The following is a 24208-nucleotide window of genomic DNA, read 5'->3' on the forward strand; positions in this document are numbered from 1 at the left end:
AATATAATACGTTATAGATCAGAGAAATTTAGCACCTTTTAAACGGAAAAACGCCCCTACCGGTGGGGTAGGAGCGTTTCCTGCATTATTTCTCAACGAATTAAGCGTTGCGGTTGATACAGTTAAGATCATGGAACGCTTCTTCCAGGCGCTTAACGAAGGTTTCTTCACCTTTACGCAGCCAAACGCGCGGATCGTAGTATTTTTTGTTGGGTTTATCCGGCCCTTCAGGGTTGCCCAGCTGAGCCTGCAGGTAATCTTTCTTCGCTTCGTAGAAGTCGTGCACACCTTCCCAGAAAGCCCACTGCATATCCGTATCGATGTTCATTTTGATAACGCCGTAACCCAGGGCCTCAGTGATCTGATGCTTTGGAGAACCGCTACCGCCGTGGAATACATAGAATACAGGTTTAGCTTTGGTGCCGAATTTCTGCTGGATATATTCCTGGCTGTTGTGCAGGATCACCGGGCGCAGCTCCACGTTACCAGAGCTGTACACGCCATGTACGTTACCGAAAGCGGCAGCTACGGTGAAACGGTTCCCTACTTTGGAAAGGACCTCGTAAGCATAAGCTACATCTTCAGGCTGGGTGTAGAGTTTGGAGTTGTCTACACCGGAGTTGTCCACCCCGTCTTCCTCACCGCCGGTTACGCCCAGCTCGATTTCGATAGACATGCCCAGTTTGGCCATTCTTTCGTAGTACTTGTGAGAGATCTCGATGTTCTCGTGCAGCGGCTCTTCAGACAGATCCAGCATGTGGGAGCTGTACAGCGGCTGACCGTTTTGTTTATAGAATTGTTCGCCGGCGTCCAGCAGACCGTCGATCCATGGCAGCCATTTTTTAGCGGCATGGTCAGTATGCAGTACCACAGGAACACCATAATATTTAGCTACCTCATGTACGTGTTTTGCGCCGGAGATGCCACCTGCAATGTTTGCCTGCAGTTTGTCGTTAGGCATTCCCTTACCGGCAAAGAATTGAGCCCCGCCGTTGGAAAACTGAATGATCACCGGTGAATTCACCTTGGCGGCAGTTTCCAACACTGCGTTTACGGAGTTTGTTCCCACCACATTCACAGCAGGCATCGCAAATCCGTTGTCTTTGGCATCATTATACAGCGCATCCAGCTCTTCGCCGAATAATACGCCAGCTCTGTATTTTCCCATACTCTAAAATGTATTTGATTTTTTAGGAAAGCAAATATAAGGAGTTAAACAGAAGATTTATAATGGAAAAAGATTTTGCCTCCGCCTTTCATTTGTCGGCATATAATCGTAATTTTTACCCCGAATAATACAACATGAAATATTTTAACATCCTTATATTTACCCTCCTGCTCTCGCTCACAGGCTTTACCCGTGCGGCTGCGCAGGCGGCTTCCTCCTCTGAAACATTCTTCCGCTCCTTCGATAATACCCGCATTCATTACACGGTAGCCGGCAAAGGCGAACCGGTAATACTACTTCATGGGTTCATCCTGAATGGGGACTCCTGGCGCAAGACGCCGCTGTACGATTCCCTGCTTAAAGCCGGGTACATGGTGGTCACGCTGGATATGCGCGGCAACGGCCTGTCCGACAAGCCGCATGATTCCGCCGCCTACGCCAATGATGCGGAAGCAAAAGATATCATGGCCCTGGCCGATTACCTGAAACTCGGGAGTTATAAAACGGTAGGTTATTCCCGCGGCGCCATCATCGTATCCCGCCTGCTGTTGATGGACGGGCGCGTGAAATGTGGCGTCATGGGCGGTATGGGCACCGGCTTCACCGATCCGGAATGGCCGCGCCGTAAACTGTTTTACCGCGCCCTCTCCGGGGAAAATATCCCTGAACTGGCCACTATGGTCAAAAGCGTACAGGCAGCAGGGTTAGACCAGCAGGCCCTCGCATTGCTGCAAAAAGAACAACCCGCTACCACGCCCGCAGAACTGGGAAAGATAGCGCAGCCCGTATTGGTTATCGGGGGAGATAAAGATCCGGACAATGATACCGGCGGCGCGCTCGCCGCTATGATGCCCGTTGGTTTCCATGCCACCGTGACAGGCGATCACGGCAGCACCGTTCGTACAGCCAACTTCGCCAGCTGGGTGGTCGACTTTCTGAACAATCACTAAGGTTAACTCACCGTCAGGATATTACCACTGATCGTCACGGTGTAAGGCGTCAGCGGGCTCGCCGCAGGGCCGGTATTCACCGCGCCGCTCGTAGCATACCTGCTGCCATGGCCGCAAGGCGCATTGCATTCAATCAATCCGGTAGTTTTGTTGTAGGTAGATACCGTGCATCCCTGGTGGGTGCAGGTGCTGGACAAGGCGGCAAAATCCGCCGCGGTATTGCCACTGCCCGTGCGGATCAGGATGACGCCGCCGCCGATTTTTGCATCGCCCACCGCCGTCAGCTCATTGTTAAGATTGATGGATAATTTAGCGGTACCGCCACCGGCAGGAGGAGTAGGGTTGGAGTTGTTATATCCTCCGCCACCGCCGCCACAGGCAGCCAGGCCCGCTGTACACGCCAGTGCCAGCGTGATGCCAAGGTTTGCAACAAAGTCGCGTCTTTCCATAATAATAGATTTAGCAGTGAAACAGTTTGTATCTATCCTGTTTACGCTGCCCGCAATTATTAGGTTGCCCCGCGCTGAAAAATTATTGGAAACCGGCTTCCCGCAGGGAAGCGATTAGCCCGGAAAAGTAGGCGGGCGCGCCTTTCAGGCGGCTCCCGTACCAGGAAAAATATTCCCCGTCTACCAGTTGAATATTGGCCGCCGGCATTATCGCCTGCAGCTCCGCAATATGCTTTTCCCTGAAAGGATATGGCTCTGAGGACAATAAGACCAACTCACAGCCGCTGTCGGTCAGTTGTTGGGGAGAGATGGAAGGGTAGCGCGGCACATGGCTGTAAACATTTACCAATCCGCAGCGCAGCAGCATCTGGTGGATAAAGGTATCGTTACCCGCCACCATCCAGGGTTCCCGCCAAATGAAATAGGCCGTGCGGATACCGCTCAACGGTTGCAGCGCGGAAAAATCGCTCTCAATTTCCGCAATCATCGCCGAAGCGCGGGCCGTCGTCTGCGTCAGCGCGCCCACGCCGGCAATCATGCCCAGCGCGTCTTCCAGCGTATGGATGTCGCTCACCCACACGGGAAATTCCTGCATTAACGTCTCAATATCGGATTGGGTATTTTCCTCCTTGTTGGCAATAATCAAATCCGGTTGCAAAGCCCGCACCTGGTCCAGATGCACATTTTTGGTGCCGCCCACCCGGGTTTTGCTGCGGAACCACTCCTGCGGATGGATGCAGAATTTGGTGATGCCTACCACGCGCTCGCCGAGCCCGAGGCTATGCAGCAATTCGGTTTGAGAAGGCACCAGCGACACAATGCGCGCCGGCGCCTTTTCCAATGTTATCGTCCGTTGTAACTGATCTGTAAATTCCATTATCTTCCCAAAGCCTGGATGATATCGTATTTGGTGACGATGTGGTAATCGCCGCTTTCATCTTTGGTTAACACGGCGCCGTTCTCCTTGTTGATATACATGGAAAGTTTTTCTATCGGCGTATTTTCCGTCACCACGGGGAAAGGGGCCTGCATCACCTGCTTCACGGAAGCGTCTTTGAGGTTCGCATCGTCGATCAGGCGGTTAAACAACCCGTTTTCGGATACGGAACCCACCAGCTCCGCGCCTTGTATCACCGGCAGGTGCTCAATGTCGAATTTGCGCATTTTCGCAATCGCCTCGCTGACTTTATCATCCGGCGTAATGCTGACCAGCGGCTGGTTGCGGCGGGAGCTCACCACGTCCTTCACGGTTTTTACATCCAGGAAGCCACGCTCCATCATCCATTGGTCATTGTACACTTTACCTACATAACGGCTGCCATGATCGTGGAAGATCACCACTACCACATCTGTAGGCTTCAGGTGTTCCTTCAGCTGCAACAGCCCCGCCATGGCGGAACCTGCGGAGTAGCCCACGAAGATGCCTTCTTCCTTGGTAATGCGGCGGGCCATTACTGCCCCGTCCTTATCCGTTACTTTCACAAAGCGGTCAATCACGCTCATGTCGTAGTTCTGCGGCACAAAGTCTTCCCCGATGCCTTCCGTAATATAAGGATACACCTCGCTCATATCGATCTGCCCTGTTTCAAAGTATTTTTTCAGCAGGGAGCCGTAGCTGTCTATCGCCCATACCTGTATGTCCGGATTCTTTTCCTTCAGGAATTTGCCCGTCCCGGTAATGGTGCCGCCGGTGCCGGTAGCTACCACCAGGTGGGTGATTTTTCCATCCGTTTGTTCCCATATTTCCGGGCCGGTCTGCTCATAATGCGCATCCCTGTTGGCCAGGTTATCATATTGGTTCACGTAAAAAGAGTTGGGTATTTCCTGCGCCAGGCGTTTGGATACGGAGTAGTAGGAGCGGGGATCTTCCGGTTCCACGTTCGTGGGGCAAACAATCACCTCGGCGCCTACGGCCTTGAGGATGTCCACCTTTTCTTTGGATTGCTTATCCGTAGTGGTGAATATACACTTGTAGCCTTTGATCACCGCGGCCAGCGCCAGGCCCATACCGGTATTGCCGCTGGTGCCTTCAATGATGGTGCCTCCGGGCTTCAGCAGGCCTTTTTGCTCTGCTACCTCTACCATTTTCACGGCCATGCGGTCCTTGATAGAGTTGCCGGGGTTAAAGAATTCTACTTTCGCAAAAACCGGGCATGGCAGCATGGCGGACACGCGATGTAACTTTACTAGCGGAGTATGGCCGATCGTTTCGAGGATGTTTTCACAATATTTCATATTCTATGAGGTTGTACTTTACTAAGATAGGTTTTTTTGCCTTTCACCCCGCATGCCTGATAAATACTATCTTTGCCGGGATGAATAAAAAAATTTTTATAACCGGTACCGGCACCGGCGTAGGTAAAACCGTGACGGCGGCATGCGTGACGGAGGCCTTGCAGGCCGACTACTGGAAGCCGGTGCAGACGGGCCTTGCCGAAGGAACGGACACCCATACCATTCAATCCCTGATCAGCAATCATATCACTGCCTGCCATCCTGAAGTATATGCGCTGGATGCGCCGGAGTCGCCCCACCTGGCTGCCAGGCTGCAGCAGCAAACCATTGATACGGACCTGATCCTGGCCCGGCTGCGGGAGTTTGACCCGGCCCGCCCCCTGGTGATCGAAGGCGCGGGCGGACTGATGGTGCCCATCAACGAAGAGGTATTCACCCTGGAAATGATCTCCCGTATGGAAGCACGTGTCATAATTGCCGCCCAGAACTACCTTGGCAGTATTAACCATGCCATGCTAACGGCCCGCGTACTGCAACATACAGGCGTTCCCGTTATAGGCTGGATCTTCGGCGGGGACTGGCATTCCAACGAAGAGGATATCATCCGCTGGTCCGGCATCCCGCGGATTGGCCGCATCCCGCGCGCTTCAACTGTCGGAAAGGCATTTATACAGGAGCAGGCACAATTGTTGTCCCCCTCGTTACACCAACTGTTATAATGACAACTAAAAAGGATATACGAAAACAGTTCCTGGAACGCCGGCTGAACCTCGACGAACCTGCCGCGGCCCTGTTGAACAAGGCTTTGCTCGAACGGGTATTGGGCCTGGACTTTACGCCCTACCGGTACGCACATATCTTTCTCCCCATACTGGAAAAGAAGGAAGCGGATACCTGGCCCCTGATCGCCGCCCTGAAAGCCCGTTATCCGCAGTTGCAATGGGTGCTGTCCCGCTCCGATATGCAGTCGGGCGTCATGGAGCACCTGTTATGGACGCCCGCTACCATCCTGGTTAAAAACCGGTTTGGCATTACGGAACCGCAAGGCGGGGAGCGCATTGACCCCTCCGCCCTTGACGTCGTCTTCGTGCCGATGCTGGCCTTTGATGCCCATGGCCACCGGGTAGGCTATGGCAAAGGGATGTACGACCGCTTCCTGAAACAGTGCCGCCCCGATGTGCATACCATCGGCCTCTCGCTCTTTGAGCCGGTCGATGCCATACCGGATGCGGATGCATACGATGTGCCATTGCGGACGGTGGTAACTCCGGAGAAAATTTATCAATTTAATAACGAAGCTTAAACATACTAACGTGCTGAAATATTTGTCTGTACTGCTTTACCCCTTTTCCCTGCTGTATGGTTTGGTCATGTGGGTGCGTAATAAACTCTACGACAGGGGACTGCTGACCGCGGTGGAGTTTGACATTCCTACCATTGCGGCCGGCAACCTGTCCGTAGGCGGTACAGGCAAAACCCCGCATGTGGAATACCTCATCCGCCTGCTCAAACAGCATTACCAGGTAGCCACCCTGAGCAGGGGCTATAACCGCCGCACCAGCGGCTACATCCTGGCGGACGCCACTACCACGGCTTCCGAAATAGGGGATGAGCCCATGCAGTTTCACCAAAAATATCCCGATATTCATGTAGCGGTAGGCGAAGAGCGGATGCTGGCTATTCCGCAGCTGCTGATGGACGAACCCGGCACGCAGGTTGTATTGCTGGATGATGCCTTCCAGCACCGCAGCATTAAACCTGGCATGAATATTCTTATCACAGAATACGGTCGCAGGTTTACCAAAGATCATGTGGTGCCCTTCGGGCGTTTGAGAGAGGGAAGGAAAGGCTACCAGCGGGCCAATTGCATCATCGTTTCCAAATGTCCGCCTGATTTATCACTGGCAGAAAAGGCGGCCATCGAAAAAGAAATTGCGCCATTGCCCCATCAGCAGGTGTTTTTTACTACCTTGCAATACGGAGCCATGTACGACCTGATGACACAGGAGCCGGTGAACATCCCCGGGGATGCCACCGTGTTGCTGGCCTGCGGCATTGCGCGGCCGGAGCCGCTCCTGGATAAACTCAGGTCCTCCTTCAGCCAGGTGTACCTGCTGTCTTTCCCGGACCATTACTATTACTCCGAAAAAGATATCGCCAAGATCATCAGGGAGCGTGATGGTTTGCCGGGCAATAAAAAAATGGTCGTGACCACTGAAAAAGACGCAGTAAGGCTGCACCTGCTACAGAAAAACCTGACAGAACAAAACATGCAAATGGCTGTTATGCCTGTTGAAATTGCATTCCTGTTCGATGGAGCAGAAAGATTTAATAATTTTATTTTTGATTATGTAGGACAGTATTATCCTACGGCCAATCAATGAAGAACTACCCTGAAACATGAGTAAAAAGAAAAAACATAAGAAAGGCGGAAACAACCACGGAGGCGGAGGCCCCAAAAAAACCTTTAAAGGTATAGTGGAAGTAACCCGCTCCGGAATGGCCTTCGTAATTGTACAGGGCCTGCCACGCGATATCCTCGTTAAACAGAAAAACCTGAACACTGCCCTGGATGGCGACGAAGTCCTGGTCGACGTATTGAAACCCGGCAACCGCGATAGTCGCATGGAAGGCGTTATAACTGATATCCTTAAACGAAATAAAACGGAATTCACCGGCACCCTGCAGGTAAGCAAGAACTTCGGCTTCCTGATCCCTGAAAAAGGGATGTTCATGCCGGATATTTATATTCCCGCCAACTCCCTCGGGGAAGCCAAAACAGGCGATAAAGCGGTCGTGAAGATCGTAGCCTGGGGCGAGCAGTCCCGCAAGCCCGTGGGCGAAATCATCGAAATCCTGGATGCCAGCGATACCAACGACCTGGCCATGAAGGAAATCCTCATCGAAGCCGGCTTCCCGCTCAACTTCCCGAAAGAGGTGATGGATGAACTGGCGCAGATCGATGAAACCATAACGGAAGAGGAAGTGCGAAAACGCAGGGACGTCCGCAACATCCTCACCTTTACCATCGACCCGGTGGATGCCAAGGACTTTGACGACGCCATTTCCATCCGCCCGCTGAAAAACGGGTTGTATGAGGTGGGCGTGCATATTGCCGATGTAAGCCACTATGTGAAACCCGGTACAGAGCTGGATAAGGAAGCGGAACGCCGGGCTACTTCCGTGTACCTGCCGGACAGGGTGCTGCCTATGCTGCCGGAAAAAATCTCCAACGAACTATGCTCCCTGCGCCCGCATGAAGATAAGTTCACCTTCTCGGCCATCTTCCAGATGAACGACAGGGGAGAGGTGAAGCAGCACTGGATAGGCCGTACCGTTATCCATTCGGACCATCGTTTCACGTACGAGGATGTACAGGAAATTATTGAGAAAAAAGAAGGTAAATATCTCGACGAGATCCTCCTCCTGAATAAAATTGCCCAGACGCTGCGTGCCGAACGCTTTGCCCAGGGCGCTATTAATTTCAGTTCCCAGGAGGTTCGTTTTAAACTGGACGAAACAGGCAAGCCTGTTGGCATCGTAATCAAGGAAAGCAAGGAAGCGCACCAGTTGATTGAAGAGCTGATGCTGCTGGCCAACCGTACGGTGGCCACCTACGTATCCAAGATCCGGGTGAACAAACAGCCGGTGCCTTTCCCATACCGCGTACACGATACGCCGGACCCGGAAAAGCTGAAGGTATTTGCCTCCTTCGCCGGTAAGTTCGGCTATAAGTTTGACCTGAGCACGCCGGATGGCATCGCCCGCTCGTTTAACAAGATGTTGCAGCTGGTGCAGGGCAAGCCGGAACAGCATGTGCTGGAAACCCTGGGCATCCGCACCATGGCCAAAGCCGCGTACACGGTGGAAAACGTTGGGCACTACGGCCTCGGCTTCGAGGACTATTGCCACTTCACTTCGCCTATCCGCCGTTACCCGGACGTGCTGGTACACCGGGTGGTGGCCGAATGCCTCGCCAACGACGTGCATCCGAACAAGCAAATGGAAAAAGAGTGCAAGCACTGCTCTGAAATGGAAAGAAAAGCCATGGAAGCAGAGCGCGCCGCCAATAAATACAAGCAGGTAGAGTACATGCAGCAATACATCGGGGAAACCTTCAAAGGGGTGATTTCCGGCGTGGCGCACTTCGGGTTCTGGGTAGAAACCGTGGACACCAAGTGCGAAGGCCTCGTGAGCGTACATAACCTGAATAAGAAGGAAGACTTCGTGTTCAACGACGCTGAGTACGCGTTGGTGGGCGCCCGCAGCGGACGCAGGTTCCGCATCGGCCAGGAAGTGGAAATCAGGGTGGTAGCCGCCAACCTGGCGAAACGCCAGCTGGATTACGAGCTGGAAGAAGAACTGCAACAGGGCCAGCCAGCCGTACGCGGCCAGCAGCCTAAACAGCAGTTCCAGCAGCCACGCCAGCAACAGCAGCCGCAGCAACAGGGCCCCGGCAAGAAGAAAAAGAAGAAGGACAAACAGCGTTGGCCACAGGGGCAACCGCAGCATCAACCGCAGCCAAAGCCGGCGGCAACCTGGGTGGCGCCTATCAAGGCCGACGTGCCACCGGTGGACCTGCCAGCGATTTCCGACAGCGTGGTAACGCCTCCGGAAGTTCCTGCTATCCTGCAGCCGGACGTAACGCCTGCCGCCCTGCCGAAACCTGTGGAAGCAGCGCCGGCAGCCACCGCGGCCGATACCCCGCTCACCGGCGTGGTAAAAACCAAATCCGGCAGGCCCGCTGCGCCTAAAGGCAAACGCCCGCCGGTGAAGGAACAGCCAGGGGGCATTGCGCCGGAAATAGCGCCTGAAGCGCCGGTAGTAGTAGCCCAGGGGCAGCGTGAAGAGGCGCCGGCGAAGAAAGTCGCCACTAAAAAGGCCGCGGCAAAAGCAGCCGCTAAAACAGCGGCGCCTTCGCCAGCCAAAGCTGCAGCTGCCAAAACTACCACTAAACAAGCCACTGCTACAACCGCCGCTGCAACGCCGGCTAAGAAGGCAGCAACTACCACCGCGAAGAAAGCAGCCGCTAAGAAAGCAACCGCTGCTAAACCTGCCGCTAAAAAAGCCGCCGCAACGCCGGCTAAGAAAACGGCCGCAACTGCTACTGCTAAAAATGCCGCTCCTAAAGCAGCCACTAAAAAAGCTGCAGTACCGGCTAAGAAAACAGCCGCCAAAGCAACGGCCACAAAAGCCACCGCTAAAAAAGCGGCTCCTAAAAAGGCGGCCGTAAAAGCGCCGGCAAAAAAAGCGGTCACAAAAACAACGGCCACAAAAGCCACCGCTAAAAAAGCGGCTCCTAAAAAGGCAGCCGTAAAAGCGCCGGCAAAAAAAGCGGTCACAAAAACAACGGCTTCAAAAGCCACTGCTAAAAAAGCGGCTCCCAAAGCTTCCGCTAAAAAAGCCGCTGCCAAAGCGCCGGTGAAAAAAGCGCCAGCCCGGCAGACAGCTCAAAAAGCCACTGCTAAAAAAGCCACGCCTAAAGCCGCCGCTAAGAAGGCCGCCGCTAAAAAAGCCGCTCCTAAAAAAGCAGCCACTAAAGCGCCCGCTAAAAAAGCCGCCGCCAAAAACATAAAGAAGAAAAAATAATTCATTAACCGTTTCAGAGAAATGCAATCATTTAAAGAGTTAATAGCACAGTTCAGTCAACATTTCGATCAACAACACTTTCCGGCAGAACCGGCAAAACTGTATAAAGCAGCCAGCCATATCCTGGAAATCGGCGGTAAACGCATCCGCCCTGTACTGTGCCTGATGGGAAATGAATTATTCGATGATCTGCATACCGACGCATTTCACGCGGCCAGCGCAATTGAATTGTTTCACAATTTCACCCTGATACACGACGATATCATGGACAAGGCGCCCCTGCGCAGAGGCAAGCCCACCGTGCATACCGTCTACGGCGATACGGCCGCCATCCTCTCCGGGGATGTGATGCTGATTACCGTGTACGACCGCCTGAACCGCGTGAACGCGAAATACCAGAAAAAACTCATCTCCGTATTCAACAAGGCAGCCGTGGAAGTATGCGAAGGCCAGCAGCTGGATATGGATTTTGAAGACCTGGACCCCGAACAGGTGGACTATCAGCATTACGTCCACATGATCGGCCTGAAAACTTCCGTACTGCTGGCCGCCAGCCTGCAGCTCGGCGCCATCATCGGCGGCGGGAGCGAAGGCAACCAGGAACACCTCTATTCCTTCGGCAAAAATGTGGGCATCGCCTTCCAGATCCAGGACGACTACCTCGACGCCTTCGGCGACCCGGAAAAATTCGGCAAGCAACAGGGCGGCGACATCCTCGCCAATAAAAAGACCTTCCTGCTGCTCAAAGCCTTCGAACTTTGCAACGATGCGCAGAAGGCCGAGTTAAAGGCATTACTGGCCGCAAATCCTGCCGATAAGGTGGAAAGGGTACTGGGTATCTACCGGGATTGCAAAGTGGATAAATGGGCGGAAATGGAAAAAGAACGCTTCACCACGGAAGCCTTCTCGCACCTGGAAAAAATTGCGGTGCTGAGTTCCCGTAAGCAGCCGCTGAAGGAGCTGGCCGATTTCCTGCTGAACAGGCAACAATAACAGCGAAATTATATCCTCCGGGGGTAAGGTGCGGGCATGCATAAGGCCGGCGCTTTACCCCCGGCATATTTTGGGGATAGTCCTGCCGCGGATACGGAACCTGCCTGCGGCGCAGCATTTATATCTGCCGAAGGCCCCCATAAAAAACCGCCCACCTGCCGGAATGTAAAAATTTTTTTATAAATTTTCCCCTATATTCGCGCCCAAATCAAAACTGTAATATCCTCGCCGATGTCCAATTCGCTTTTTCGTAAAAAATCAATCGCAACAATATTGAAAGATGCCAACAGTGGGTTGGGAGACGGACATGAAAGCGGAATGCACAAAGTGCTGAAAGTGAAGGACCTCACTGCGATGGGTATTGCGGCTGTAATTGGCGCCGGCATCTTTTCCACCATTGGGGAAGCCTCCTTCCACGGCGGCCCCGGCGTTTCGGTTCTCTTTATTATCACTGCCATTACCTGCGGCTTCTCCGCCCTTTGCTACGCGGAATTTGCTTCCAGGGTACCCGTATCCGGCAGCGCTTATACCTACTCTTACGTGACCTTCGGGGAACTGGCCGCCTGGGTCATCGGGTGGTCCCTGATCCTGGAATACGCCATCGGGAATATTGCCGTGGCCATATCGTGGAGCGGCTATTTTAACAACCTGCTCAACGGGCTGGGGATCGGCTTCCCGGAGTGGCTTACCAATAATTACGACAGCGCGTCGCCGGAGCTGATGGCGGCCGCCCCGCACATCTTCGGCATACCGGTGATCCTCAACCTGCCGGCGTTTATCGTGGTGGTACTCGTCACTTACCTGGCCTATGTGGGTATCCGGGAAAGTAAGCGCAGCGCCAACTTCATGGTAGGCCTTAAAATACTGGTGATCCTTTTCGTGATCGTGGTGGGTTTCTTTTATGTGAACCCCGCCAACTGGTCGCCCTTTATGCCAAACGGCTTCTCCGGCGTGCTGAAAGGCGTGTCCGCCGTGTTCTTCGCCTATATTGGCTTTGACGCCGTCAGCACCACCGCGGAAGAATGCGCCAACCCCCAGCGGGACCTGCCCAAAGGCATGATCTATTCCCTGATTATCTGTACCGTTTTATACATCCTTATTTCGTTTGTACTGACGGGTATGGTGCCCTTCACCGAGCTGAAAGTGGCGGACCCCCTGGCCTTTGTGTTTGACCAGGTACAAATGCCCTGGATCAGTTACATTATTTCCGTAAGTGCGGTGATTGCCACCACCAGCGTGCTGCTGGTGTTCCAGATCGGGCAGCCCCGCATCTGGATGAGCATGAGCCGGGATGGCCTGCTGCCCAGGAAGTTCAGCAAAATACACCCCCGTTTCAAAACGCCTTCCTTCTCTACGATCATCACGGGCATTATCGTAGGGGTGCCGGCGTTATTCCTGAACCTGACCATCGTAACGGACCTGACCAGCATCGGAACCCTCTTTGCGTTCATCCTGGTGTGCGGGGGCGTGTTAATGCTGCCTCCGCAGGAAAAGAGCCATGAAAAACGCTTCCGGATGCCGTATATCAACAGCCAGTATATTGTGCCGATGGTATTGATTGGCACTGCGTTAGTGTTCCATAAGGAGATCCTCCAGCGCCTGTCCATGGCGGAAGGGTGGAACGTATGGAAGCACAATATTCCTTTCTTCTTATTCGTGATTGTGGCGGCTATCACCATGGTGGTGTCTTACCTGCGCAAACTCTCCCTGATCCCGGTGCTGGGCATGCTCAGCTGCTTCTACCTCATGACCGAGATCGCGCTGAAAAACTGGATCGTTTTCACCGTTTGGCTTATTGCCGGCCTTGCTATTTATTTCCTCTACAGTTATAGCCACAGTAAGCTTAAAAAATCATAATATTTCGTAACTTCAGTGTAGCTCTTTGATCCATAAAATTCAATTTTATGAACACGCTACAACGAATCGAAAAATGGGGTGACACGCATCATCCCAAATGGCTTAGCGTTGTCCGTATAGCGCTGGGGATTTTCCTCATGTACGTGGGTATCATGTTTGTGCAAAACAGGGACGCCCTAGTACGTGTGATCGATGAAAGCCCTACGCTGGCAGCTATGTCTATCGGCATCGCGCATTACATTGTATTTGCGCATACTGTAGGTGGATTATTCATTATGATGGGCCTTTTTACCCGCATCGCTTCAGCGCTGAATTTACCGGTGCTGGTGGGTGCGTTGTTCTTTGTTCACTCGCCGACAGGCCTGTTTAATGTTTACCCGGTGTTAGGCCTTTCACTCCTTGTGATGTTTCTGCTGGTCCTTTTCCTTATTGAAGGCAGTGGCCCCATTTCAGTAGACGACTACATGCGCCGTCATCCGGAAAAGAAGCACAGCCGCAACTATTCTGCGGGCATCAAAGATTGAGTCTGTTTTCATACAGGCCTTCACGTTAGACGGGTTTGTTAACCCTGTCTTTTCTTGCCGCCGGGGATCGCCACCCCGACCGTTAATCCTTTTTACGCCTCCTTCCAACGCCTTCTCCACTTCCCGCTGAATCTTTAAAGGAAAAAATTTAGCTTTGCGTTCAAGAATGCAATTATGAAATACGAAATAGGAGATAAAGTTCTGCTGCTCAGTTCCAAGGAAGAAGGAACCGTGGTGGAGATTGTGAATGATAATATGGTCATGATTGAAGTGAAAGGCACCTCTTTCCCGGTGTACCTGGACCAGATTGACTTTCCGTACTTCCATCGCTTTACGAAGGAAAAGCTCGTGAAACCTAAGCCCAGGCTGATTCCCGGGGATGAAATAAAAGTTAACCGCAGTAAATACGAGGACCTGAAGACAGATAAAGGGATGTTCATTTCCGTGCTTCCCGTGTACCATCACGATGGTTTTGATGAAACCATCAAGCTGATGAAATTCCATCTGTTCAACGATACGCCGCATGCCATGCGCTTTTACTTCCAGGTATGGCTGGCCAATAAAATGGAGCTGGAAATCAAAAATGAAATCCATCCTTACAATCATTTTTACCTGACGGATTTGCACTTTGAATCGCTGAACGACAATCCCAGGTTCGAGTTCACCTTTGTGCTGAAAGAGCAGCAGCCCAACCTGGCGTCGTCCGTAAAAAAGACCTGGAAGATCAAAGCCAAACAGATGTTTACCCAGCTGGAAGAACTGCGTACCAAGGCGGAAGCCACGCTGACGATCCCGCTGTTTGAAAAATACCCGGACAAGGCTGAAGAAGCGCCGCCACCGCCGCCGGCTACATCCGCTGCTGCGGCGCCGGGCAAAAAGCAGCAGCAAAAAATCGTGGGCACGGGCACCATGGCCAGCCTGCTGAGTAAGATACAGCTGCAGCCGGAAGCCGCGCTGGAACCCAAGCACGAGGTGGACCTGCATATCGAAAAGCTGGAAAAAAACTGGAAAGGGCTGAGCAACATCGCCATCCTGGCCATACAGCTGAATGAATTCCAGCGTTACCTGGACCTGGCCATCACGCACAAGCTGCATCATATGGTCGTGATACACGGGGTAGGGAAGGGCAAGCTGAAGGATGAGATCCATCACATCCTGCGCCAGACGCCGGAAGTAGCGAACTTCGTGAACCAGTACCATGCCCGTTACGGTTACGGTGCTACGGAAATTACTTTCAGATAATGTTTTAATTCATATCATAGAACTCAATGCAGTAAAGGGATTGGAGCTATCGAACGCTTCAATCCCTTTACTGTTCAAGGTGTGCAAACTTTTCACTACCTTTGCAGTCAACTACAAACCGTGCTACCGTCTTTCAGACATGAGCTGAAAGAAGGAAAGTCTGGACAGCGCAGAGCAACGCACCACCTAACGGGTGGGCCTGTTCGCAAGAGCAGGACAGCCAGTGCCACAGAAAATAACCGCCGGGCAACCGGTAAGGGTGAAAATGTGGGGTAAGCGCCCACGGTATAGGCAGGTAACTGTTTATTCGGGTAAACCTTGCGTGCTGAAATGCCATGTAAACGGTCGCTCGAGGGCTGCTCGCCCGATGACCGAGGGTAGGCAGATACAGGCGATGTGCGAGCATCGTCGCAGATAAATGGTAGCAGTTCCCCGGCTTGCCGGGGATCACAGAATCCGGCTTACAGGTTTGTAGTTTTCTTTTTTACTCCGATTGCTTATCTTCTTCCTAAAATTTATAATCCTACATCTTATGAACGAAAGAGACGAAAGAACCTGGGCCACCCTATTGCATATTGCCGGCGTATTCGCCTATATTTTCCTCAACTGGGGTTGGGCCGGAAACATAGTGCTGGTGCTGGTTTTATGGCTGATCAAGCGCAATGATTCCGCCTTCGTGGATACGGAAGGCAAGGAGGCGCTCAACTTCCAGATCACCATCAGCCTTTGCTCCGCGGCCGTGATGATCATCGGCGGTATAACTTCCGGCATATGGGCGCTGGGCACCGGCATTTTCACCGGAAATTTCAATACGATGCATGTGGGCTTTAGCTGGCTCTGGATCTATTCCCTGCTGAAATTATTCAACCTGATTTTCTCCATCCTCGCGGCTGTGGCTGTGAATAAGGGAGAGCATTACCGTTATCCGTTCTGTTTACGGTTGGTGCGGTAGTGGCGTTTATACCAAATAAAAAGCCCGGTCGTTTGTGGCGACCGGGCTTTTTTTATGCGAACATTTTTTAGTTCTTCCTTACGGGCTTCATCTTCGCCTTTACTTTTTTAGGCTGCACGCGCTCGCCTTTCAGGGTGGCGGCGAGTTTCAGGGCTTCGTAGCTGTTCACGATACCGCCTGATACGGAGAGGTCCGCAAAGGGAACCTGCGTATCTTCCGCGCCTGGTTTGTTCACCATAACGGAGCCGTCAGGCAGTGGCGTCGCGGATTTTTCCAACACATACTTCAGTTGCTTTGCGCTGAGGTCTGGATAGTAGGAAAGAACTAATGCCGCTACGCCAGCCACCACCGGAGATGCCATACTGGTTCCACTCGCTGCTCCGTAGGTAGTACCGCCGGGAATGGTAGAATAGATCTGGACACCCGGGGCAAAAAGGTCCACCCCTTCTTTACCGTAGTTGGAGAAGCTGGCTACCTTATCCTTACCGCGGCCGTTACCGATAGCGCCGACAGTAATGAAGTTGCTGGCTTTGCCGCCGGTGAGGTAGTTCGGGTTAGGGTAGTTGGGTACGGAGTCGTTATTCTCCCCGTCGTTGCCGGCGGCATGTACGAGGAGCACGCCTTTTTCTTCCGCGTATTTCACGGCATCGTCCACCCAGCTTTTATGCGGGGAGAAGCCTTTGCCAAAGCTCATGTTGATGATTTGCGCGCCGTTGTCTACCGCGTAGCGGATAGCCAGGGCTACGTCTTTATCGCGCTCGTCGCCATCGGGTACCGCTTTCACGGCCATAATGCGCACGTTGTCCGCCACGCCGTCCATACCGAGGCCGTTATTGCGCACTGCCGCGATGATGCCGGAAACGTGGGTGCCGTGGAAGCCGAATTTACCCATCACGTCGTTATTGCCGTAATGGCGGTCGGTGATGTCTTCGAACTTATCGCCTACGATCTTTTCCCGGTTGGCGTTGGGCTGCACATCGGTGCTTTCCGCTTTGCGCTTGATTTCGCTGATGTATTCATCGAATTCGGATTTGAATTCGTTGAAGCTGCCGGGAACTTCTTCCCCGGAGGATTTCAGCAGGCGGGAAACGAAGTTGCGGGCCAGCAGCACATCCTGGCTGGTGGTCTGGATGCTGTCCAGCTGGGCCACGGTAAAGTCTTCCTTACCGAGGTAGTTTTTGAGGATGGTGGCGCATTTATTCAGGTTGTCCTGCAGTTTGGACATGGTCTTGTAAGAGACCTTGTACTGGGAGGAAGGCTTTTCCACCTTTGCCTGCAGGCGCTGCCAGTAGGCGTATTCCTTGGAATCCTTGCTGAGCGCGGAATCCGGGTTGATATACAGCTGTTTGTAGCGGTAGTATTCGCGGGTAGCTTCGTCAGAGTCTTCTTTCAGGCTGCTGCCGTCTTTACCGCCGAGGAAGTTCCATCCATGGATATCGTCGATGTAGCCGTTGCCGTCATCGTCCTTACCGTTGTTGGGGATTTCCCTGCGGTTGGTCCACAGGATGGGCTTGAGGTCCTCATGGGTGGTATCGATACCGGAATCGATCACCGCCACGATTACCGGCGTGCTTTTCTTACCTTGTAACAGTTGTTTGTAAGCTTTTTCAGTAGCAGTACCATAAACGGAATCAGTGTCGTAACTCAACAGCTGCCAGTTTTTCGGCACTGGGGTTTTGCTTTGCGCAATGGTTTTGGTATTCAGCGCAGTCGTCATCGCTACACAAACCACCGCGACTGCTATCTCCCGACTAAACAATTTCATGTTCAACATTTTCCCGATATAAGAGTAAAATAAACTAGATAGGTTAAAGGTATGGAAAAAGCGGTATAACATTAAAATTTAATGATAAACGCACCTGAATGTAGTTGACTGGTTATTATCCTCCCTGAATATTTATAAGGATAAGCTTATATATATTAAGGATTTTATTAAAATAATAAGGAATTTGTTATGTAACCCCTTTTTGCTGATGGAATGTTTACTGCCGTAGCACAAACGTTGAATATGAATATTCAAAAATTAGTACCATATTTATGGCCTGAAGAGTATATGATAGCGTCCCTGCTATCAGATATTTTTCTCATAAGCATGGTTTCCGTTTAACGAAAAGCGGGGTTCTCTAGCCTCGCTACTATTTTTGCAAACCATGTACCACGTTGATGTATGTAGAGAAGGCGTTTACCCGGGGCCGCGTCACACCGGGCGGAGTAGACGGACAATTTATCAACCGCTTTTAAAAATCTGATCGGGCAGTAACCTCCTGAAATGAAATTAAAAGCTCCGGCGCAAGGCGTCGGAGCTGGAGAAAAAGAATTCCACCCTTCGTTTTACAGGTCGAACTTGATACCTTGTGCCAGTGGCAGTTTGGTAGAGTAGTTAATCGTATTCGTCTGCCGGCGCATATAGGCTTTCCACGCGTCGGAACCGCTTTCGCGGCCGCCGCCTGTTTCCTTTTCACCGCCAAACGCCCCGCCGATTTCCGCGCCGCTGGTACCGATGTTGACGTTGGCAATGCCGCAGTCGGACCCGGCAGCGGAGAGGAAGGTTTCCGCCTCGCGGAGGTTCAGGGTCATGATGGCTGAGGAAAGCCCCTGTGGCACATCATTCTGGAACGCGATGGCTTCTTTCAGCGTCTGGTATTTCATGACATAGAGGATGGGCGCAAAGGTTTCGTGCTGTACGATGTCGAAATAGTTCTGCACTTCCGCGATACATGGTTTTACATAGCAGCCGGTTTCGTAGCCGGGGCCTTCCAGCACGCCGCCTTCCACGAGGAATTTGCCGCCCTGTTCGCGGATCTTGGCAATACTGTCCAGGTATGCGTTGACGGCATCCTTGTCGATCAGCGGGCCCACGTGGTTATTCTCGTCCAGCGGGTTGCCGATGCGCAGCTGTGCGTAGGCTTTTACGAGCCTTGCGATGAACGCGTCATAAACCTTTTCGTGGATGATGAGCCGGCGGGTGCTGGTGCAGCGTTGCCCTGCGGTGCCCACCGCGCCGAATACCGCGCCGATGAGCGCCATATCCAGGTCCGCATGTTCTGATATGATGATGGCATTGTTGCCGCCCAGTTCCAGGATGGATTTGCCGAGCCTTGCCCCGACGGTGGCCGCTACCGCTTTGCCCATGCGGGTGGAGCCGGTGGCAGAGATCAGCGGCGCCCGCGGGTCGGCTGCCAGCCATTCCCCGGCGTCCCGGCCGCCTATGACGAGGTTGCACACGCCTTCCGGTACGCCATTGGCGGTAAATACGGTTTCGACTATACGCTGGCAGACCAGTGCGGTCACCGGCGTTTTTTCGGAAGGCTTCCAGATGCATACATTTCCGCAAACCCATGCCAGCATGGAGTTCCAGCTCCATACCGCTACGGGGAAGTTAAAGGCGGATATAATGCCGGTGATGCCCAGCGGGTGCCATTGCTCGTACATGCGGTGGCCCGGGCGTTCCGAGTGCATGGTGAGGCCATGCAGCTGGCGGGACAAGCCCACGGCGAAGTCGCATATATCGATCATTTCCTGCACCTCTCCAAAGCCTTCCTGCAGGCTCTTGCCCATTTCGTAGGACACGAGCCGGCCCAGGCCGTGTTTATGCTGGCGCAGCGCTTCCCCGATCTGGCGTACAATTTCGCCGCGGCGGGGCGCCGGCCACTCTCTCCAAATTTTGAATGCCTCATGGGCGGTGACTACCACCGCATCGTAATCCTCTTTGCTGGCTGCTTTCACGGTGGCGATGGTTTTGCCATCCACGGGGGATACGGAGGTGATTTTAGCGCCTCCGCCCGGTAGCCAGTGTTTCCCGGTACTTACGCCGCTTTGCTTGCCGGTGATACCGAATGATTGTAATATCTCTTCCATGATAATAAGGTCTGTCTTAAATTTAAGAAGTTTTTTTCGTCTGGGTGGAGTAGGTGCTTTCGAATATCTTGTCGGCATTGCCGGCTTCGAAGCCCTCCCGGCGGTGTTCCCGCCGTATCTGGTCCGCCGGCAGGGAGGCAAATTGCGGCAGCACCCTGCGCTCTGCAAACTCCACGTACGAGCCGGCGATCTTATACTTTTCCCCGCCTGCAAATTCTGCTTCAATCATGCGGGCTACCGTTGAGCTTTGCAGCAGGTTGCCATCCGGGCTCGCTTTGATTTTTCCGCCGGCATCGTTGAGCACAAACCCGTGTTTTTCCAGGAATGCGTTGAATCCCGCGATGGTGTTATATCCTTCCGGCAGGTTGTGTACACTGACGGTGAAGTGGTTCAGGTAATACCTGTTATAGATGACCCAGGCGGCGTACTCGCTTTCTGCGGCCAGGGTTTTAAAGTCGTCGAGGGTAGGCGTGCGCCAAAGGCCGCTGTGGAGGAAGGTATCCACGGCCTGGCTGTCGTCCAGGTTCAGCTGGTCTACCGGGTCGCTCTTCACTTCGTCCGTATAGCTGCGGATGATGCGTTGGGCTGTTTCACTGAGGTCCTGCACCCGCAGTTCGCTGATGAAGATGCGGGGGTATTGCGGCTCGGGCGGGGCGTACCACCAGGCGTCCAGTTTTTTACCGGCGAAGTAGTAATGTTCCCTTTTCGTATAGCCGTAGTGTAAGAAGATTTTTTCCAGGGATTGTACGCCCAGCAGGGGTACGCCCATGGTACGGAAAGCAATATGGTCGTTTTCAATATCGGAGGCCTGTTGGATGATGCCTTCCCCGATCATTGCGTCAATAACGGCGGCCACGTCGGGAACGCGTTCCTGGTAGCGACTCATAAGGCCATGTAAAATCTCGCTAAGCATAGTAAGCTGTTTAATTCCTGTTGTAATAAATGGCAAATCTGTTGCTGATGAGGTCCTGGAAAATTACGTCTTCCTGGCGGATGAAGCCTTTGGAGGGCAGTGTACCTTTTGCGTGCAGGTCGATGACTGCGCAGGCAGCGCCGGCGGTGGTGAGCTGAATGGCTGTAAACGCTCTCCCGTTTACCTCCTGGTTATAGATTTTGCGGGAGTAGGAGCGCTGCACATAGCGGCCGCCGATCTTTCCGGCTACGGATACGAATACCAGTACCACATCTTGCGGGGTGAAAGGTATGCTATCCTCCATAATTTCTTTCAGTACCTGCCTTTTTTTGTTCAATTTTAACTCATTCAATAAAATCTTCATGAGTTGGCAATGGCCGGGATAGCGCACGGTTTTGTAATCGAGGTTGCTCACGCGGCCTTGCAGGATTTCCGCCAGGGCGCCGAGGCCGCCGGAGGTGTTAAACGCCTCGTACTCCACGCCGTCCAGGGCGAATTTTTCCAGTCCTTCCAGGGGCATGACTTCCTTGCGTTCCCCTTCATCGATGGCGTCGCAGGGGTTGCAGTATTCATTGATCAGGCCATCGGTACTCCAGGTGAGGTTGTACATCAGGCTGTTGGTAGGGAATTGCGGCAATGCGCCTACGCGCAGGCGCACGCTGTCCAGCTGGTCAAACTCTTTGGCGATATCATGTGCGGCGATGCTGATGAAGCCCGGCGCCAGTCCGGATTGCGGCATAAAGCTAACGTCGGCATCGGCGGCAATTTCCCGGATGGCATTGGTGGTGGCTACATCTTCCGTGAGGTCGAAATAATGCGTTTGCGTGGCGGCAGCGGCGGTGGCGATTTTCACGTTGAGGAAATAGGGGCAGGCGCTCAGCACCATGTCCTGCGATTGCAGGGCGCTGGTAAGGGCTGCGGCATCGTTCACATCCAGTTGCAGGCCGGTAACGCCTGGCGAAAGGTGCGCCTTGAGCATAGCAGGATTATTGTCGGCCATGGTAACCTGGTAGTCGCCGGAGTTTTGCAGTAAGAATGCGGCAGTTTCGCCGATTTTGCCGGCGCCGATGATCATGATTTTTTTCATTTGCGATGGAATTGGTGATGATTGAATATGGATGTCCTGCAGCGCTGTGGAAGCGTGGAGGCAGTGATGTATTTATGGTGAATTATTGCGGGTATGGCGTTTAATTCCGGGTAGGATATTTTATTCCGCATAGGGCCTTTTATTCGGCGTATGACGTTTTAATCCGCTTATGACGTTTTATTCCGCTTATGGCGTTTTATTCCGCGTACGACATCTTATTCCGCGTACGATATTTAATCCCCCGTACGGCGAGGAGCGTCGCCAGCTAACGCGCACGCATATACGAATAACGCATACGCCTGCCGCTATGCAGGTAACCATAAAGCCGTTAAAGGAAATTAAACGCTGAAATGCACGTCCATCAAGGCACGTGGGAGCAAGTGCTCCGCAGGTAGGAGAGTAGAGAAAGCTGTATGTTTAACAGGTAGTTCATTTCAGTGAAGCGAATATAGGAAAAAAACTACTGCAAAACAAAAACGACGCACGGGAAAGGTGCGCCGTTTTATATTGGTGATTTTAGTATTGGTCTTTGTTGCAGCGGAAGGCCGCTGATGTGGCGTTAGTACTGTTCCTTATCGTTCGGGAAGTCCCTCGTTTTCACATCATTGATGTAAGCCTGTGCGGCGCCGTATATCTCGCTGTACAAGTCCAGGTAGCGGCGCAGGAAGCGCGGCTTGAAGTCCTTGTTGATACCGAGCATATCATGCATCACCAGCACCTGCCCGTCCACATATTTTCCCGCGCCGATGCCGATGATGGGAATGGCCAGTTCTTCCGCCACGCGTTTGGCCAGCAGGGCGGGGATTTTTTCCAGCACGATGGCAAAGCAGCCGGCTTCCTGCAGCAATTTCGCATCGTTGATCAGTTTGGCCGCTTCGGCTTCTTCTGTGGCTCTTACGGCGTAGGTGCCGAATTTATAGATGGACTGCGGGGTGAGGCCAAGGTGGCCCATTACCGGCACGCCCGCGCTGATAATACGTTTTACGGATTCGATGATTTCTTCGCCGCCTTCGATCTTCACGCCATGCGCGCCTGTTTCCTTCATGATGCGGATAGTGGAGTTGAGGGCTTCCTTGGAGTTGCCCTGGTAGGAACCAAAAGGCAGGTCCACCACTACAAAGCAACGTTTGGCGGCTCTTACCACGGAGGAGGCATGATAGATCATCTGATCCAGCGTAATCGGCAGCGTGGTTTCATGACCTGCCATCACGTTGGAGGCGGAGTCGCCCACGAGCAGAATATCGATGCCGGCATCATCCAGGATGCGGGCCATGGAATAGTCGTAGCAGGTAAGCATGGAAATACGCTCCCCGTCTACCTTCATCTTCTGCAATACGTGCGTGGTTACACGCTTGATTTCTTTATTCACAGACATAAGCAGTCAGCATTTGCTTTCCGCAAAGGTGGGGATATAAATAATAATATGGAAATGTTTTTTACAACTGGCTGGTGGCAGCGGCAATTTCGCTGTGGAGGGCATGGATCAGGCCATCTGCCAAACCTATCTTGGGCACGTAGATTTCCGGCGTATCGGCCCAGCGCATGACGTTGATGTAGATTTGCAAAGCCGGCACGATAACATCGGCGCGGTCTTCCCGGAGGTTGTATAAATGAATCCGTTCTTCCACGGTGAAGCTGCTGAATTCCTTGTAGTAATCTTTCAGCGTTTCCAGGGATAGAGGTTTGCCTTCCTTGCGTTTTGACAAGCTGAAGACCTTGTTGATATTACCGCCGGAGCCAATGGCCATAACGGGGCCGAGGCCTTTGAGGTTGGATTTGATAAAGTCCTTCATCTGCTGCCAGGCGTTCTCGTCCACCTGGTTGTGGAGCAGGCGGATGGTACCGATGTTGAAGGATTCCTTGAATACCAGTTGCTTTTTGCTGAAGAGGGTAATTTCCGTACTACCGCCGCCCACGTCGATATACATGTAGGATTTGGTATTATCCAGCTGCTCGGCCACATGGTTTTCGTAGATGTAAGCCGCCTCTTCGCGGCCGCTGATCACCTTGATGTCGATGCCGGTTTGCTCCTTCACTGCGCGGAGGATTTCCGGGCCGTTGCTTGCATCCCGCATGGCGGAGGTGGCGCAGGCTTTCAGGTATTTCACTTCGTACACATCCAGCAGCAGCTTATAGGCACGGATGGTATCAATGAAGCAGGCGGCGCGTTTTTCAGAGATGGCGCCGGTGGCAAATACATCGAAGCCGAGGCGCAGGGGTACTCTCACGAGGTTTACTTTCGTGAAATCCATTTTCCCGGCGCTGTTCGGCGATGCTTCTGAAATCAGGAGCCTTGCAGCATTTGATCCTATGTCTATCGCAGCTAACTTCATCTATACGAACTGATTAAGAAAGCAAAAGTAATTATTTTCACCAACCCTAAAAAACAAT

The 24208-nt window shown here is 52.8% G+C and carries 20 protein-coding genes and 1 other RNA gene; 11 read left to right on the plus strand and 10 right to left on the minus strand.

Annotated elements, in window-relative coordinates:
• Positions 1-100: 100 nt before the first annotated feature.
• Positions 101-1168: a class II fructose-bisphosphate aldolase gene (fbaA, locus tag BOC67_RS02875; protein ID WP_291907019.1), complete on the minus strand. Its 1068-nt coding sequence runs from the start codon at positions 1166-1168 to the stop codon at positions 101-103.
• 134 nt (positions 1169-1302) lie between these two features.
• Here fbaA and BOC67_RS02880 point away from each other — a divergent pair, with 134 nt between their 5' ends.
• Positions 1303-2118 (plus strand): alpha/beta fold hydrolase, encoded by an 816-nt coding sequence (locus BOC67_RS02880; RefSeq protein WP_291907020.1) that lies wholly within the window; start codon positions 1303-1305, stop codon positions 2116-2118.
• Positions 2119-2120: 2 nt separating this feature from the next.
• Here the strand turns inward: BOC67_RS02880 and BOC67_RS02885 are convergent, their stop codons facing one another.
• The 3 genes from BOC67_RS02885 to BOC67_RS02895 form a co-directional block, all read right to left on the minus strand.
• A complete protein-coding gene (locus BOC67_RS02885; RefSeq protein ID WP_291907022.1) occupies positions 2121-2567 on the minus strand; it encodes a Rieske (2Fe-2S) protein in 447 nt (148 codons plus the stop codon).
• Positions 2568-2649: 82 nt separating this feature from the next.
• Positions 2650-3444 carry a helical backbone metal receptor gene (locus BOC67_RS02890; RefSeq protein ID WP_291907024.1) on the minus strand — a complete coding sequence of 265 codons (795 nt, stop codon included), beginning with the start codon at positions 3442-3444 and terminating at the stop codon, positions 2650-2652.
• Positions 3444-4802, minus strand: a complete 1359-nt coding sequence (locus BOC67_RS02895) for a pyridoxal-phosphate dependent enzyme (protein WP_291907026.1) — start codon at positions 4800-4802, stop codon at positions 3444-3446. Before BOC67_RS02895 ends, BOC67_RS02890 begins: the two co-directional genes overlap by 1 nt.
• 80 nt (positions 4803-4882) lie before the next feature.
• Here BOC67_RS02895 and bioD point away from each other — a divergent pair, with 80 nt between their 5' ends.
• From bioD to BOC67_RS02945, 10 genes are all read left to right on the plus strand, one after another.
• Positions 4883-5521, plus strand: coding sequence for a dethiobiotin synthase (gene bioD, locus BOC67_RS02900; RefSeq protein WP_291907029.1), 639 nt, complete (start codon positions 4883-4885; stop codon positions 5519-5521).
• On the plus strand, positions 5521-6105 hold the full coding sequence (locus BOC67_RS02905) for a 5-formyltetrahydrofolate cyclo-ligase (protein ID WP_291907030.1): 585 nt from the start codon (positions 5521-5523) through the stop codon (positions 6103-6105). The genes bioD and BOC67_RS02905 overlap by 1 nt, the downstream gene beginning before the upstream one ends.
• Before the next feature lie 10 nt (positions 6106-6115).
• On the plus strand, positions 6116-7186 hold the full coding sequence (lpxK, locus tag BOC67_RS02910) for a tetraacyldisaccharide 4'-kinase (protein ID WP_291907033.1): 1071 nt from the start codon (positions 6116-6118) through the stop codon (positions 7184-7186).
• A gap of 16 nt (positions 7187-7202) precedes the next feature.
• The gene (gene rnr / locus BOC67_RS02915; RefSeq protein ID WP_291907035.1) at positions 7203-10391 is read left to right on the plus strand and encodes a ribonuclease R; all 3189 of its coding nucleotides are present in this window, start codon (positions 7203-7205) and stop codon (positions 10389-10391) included.
• Positions 10392-10412: 21 nt separating this feature from the next.
• Positions 10413-11384, plus strand: coding sequence for a polyprenyl synthetase family protein (locus tag BOC67_RS02920; RefSeq protein ID WP_291907037.1), 972 nt, complete (start codon positions 10413-10415; stop codon positions 11382-11384).
• Between the two features lie 273 nt (positions 11385-11657).
• Positions 11658-13241 (plus strand): amino acid permease, encoded by a 1584-nt coding sequence (locus BOC67_RS02925; protein WP_291907038.1) that lies wholly within the window; start codon positions 11658-11660, stop codon positions 13239-13241.
• A gap of 47 nt (positions 13242-13288) precedes the next feature.
• Positions 13289-13765, plus strand: coding sequence for a DoxX family protein (locus BOC67_RS02930; RefSeq protein WP_291907041.1), 477 nt, complete (start codon positions 13289-13291; stop codon positions 13763-13765).
• 174 nt (positions 13766-13939) lie between these two features.
• Positions 13940-15007: a Smr/MutS family protein gene (locus BOC67_RS02935; RefSeq protein ID WP_291907043.1), complete on the plus strand. Its 1068-nt coding sequence runs from the start codon at positions 13940-13942 to the stop codon at positions 15005-15007.
• A gap of 110 nt (positions 15008-15117) precedes the next feature.
• An RNA gene (gene rnpB, locus BOC67_RS02940) (RNase P RNA component class A) lies at positions 15118-15487 on the plus strand.
• A gap of 52 nt (positions 15488-15539) precedes the next feature.
• The gene (locus BOC67_RS02945) at positions 15540-15959 is read left to right on the plus strand and encodes a DUF4870 domain-containing protein (RefSeq protein WP_291907045.1); all 420 of its coding nucleotides are present in this window, start codon (positions 15540-15542) and stop codon (positions 15957-15959) included.
• Positions 15960-16026: 67 nt separating this feature from the next.
• Here BOC67_RS02945 and BOC67_RS02950 read toward each other — a convergent pair whose 3' ends face one another.
• The 6 genes from BOC67_RS02950 to BOC67_RS02975 form a co-directional block, all read right to left on the minus strand.
• A complete protein-coding gene (locus tag BOC67_RS02950; RefSeq protein WP_291907048.1) occupies positions 16027-17724 on the minus strand; it encodes a S8 family peptidase in 1698 nt (565 codons plus the stop codon).
• Positions 17725-18290: 566 nt separating this feature from the next.
• Complete coding sequence (locus tag BOC67_RS02955; RefSeq protein ID WP_291907051.1) at positions 18291-19817, minus strand: aldehyde dehydrogenase family protein; 1527 nt, start codon at positions 19815-19817, stop codon at positions 18291-18293.
• 22 nt (positions 19818-19839) lie between these two features.
• Positions 19840-20730 carry a DUF1338 domain-containing protein gene (locus BOC67_RS02960; protein WP_291907053.1) on the minus strand — a complete coding sequence of 297 codons (891 nt, stop codon included), beginning with the start codon at positions 20728-20730 and terminating at the stop codon, positions 19840-19842.
• 10 nt (positions 20731-20740) lie between these two features.
• Positions 20741-21817 carry a saccharopine dehydrogenase C-terminal domain-containing protein gene (locus BOC67_RS02965; RefSeq protein ID WP_291907056.1) on the minus strand — a complete coding sequence of 359 codons (1077 nt, stop codon included), beginning with the start codon at positions 21815-21817 and terminating at the stop codon, positions 20741-20743.
• 559 nt (positions 21818-22376) lie between these two features.
• Positions 22377-23192 (minus strand): 3-methyl-2-oxobutanoate hydroxymethyltransferase, encoded by an 816-nt coding sequence (panB, locus tag BOC67_RS02970; protein WP_291907059.1) that lies wholly within the window; start codon positions 23190-23192, stop codon positions 22377-22379.
• A 61-nt stretch (positions 23193-23253) separates the two neighbouring features.
• Entirely contained in the window at positions 23254-24150 is an 897-nt protein-coding gene (locus tag BOC67_RS02975) for an exopolyphosphatase (protein WP_291907061.1), read from the minus strand.
• Positions 24151-24208 lie beyond the last annotated feature (58 nt).

It is taken from the genome of Chitinophaga sp. CB10 (genome assembly GCA_001870995.2).
In the GTDB taxonomy this organism is placed as follows: Bacteria; Bacteroidota; Bacteroidia; order Chitinophagales; family Chitinophagaceae; genus Chitinophaga.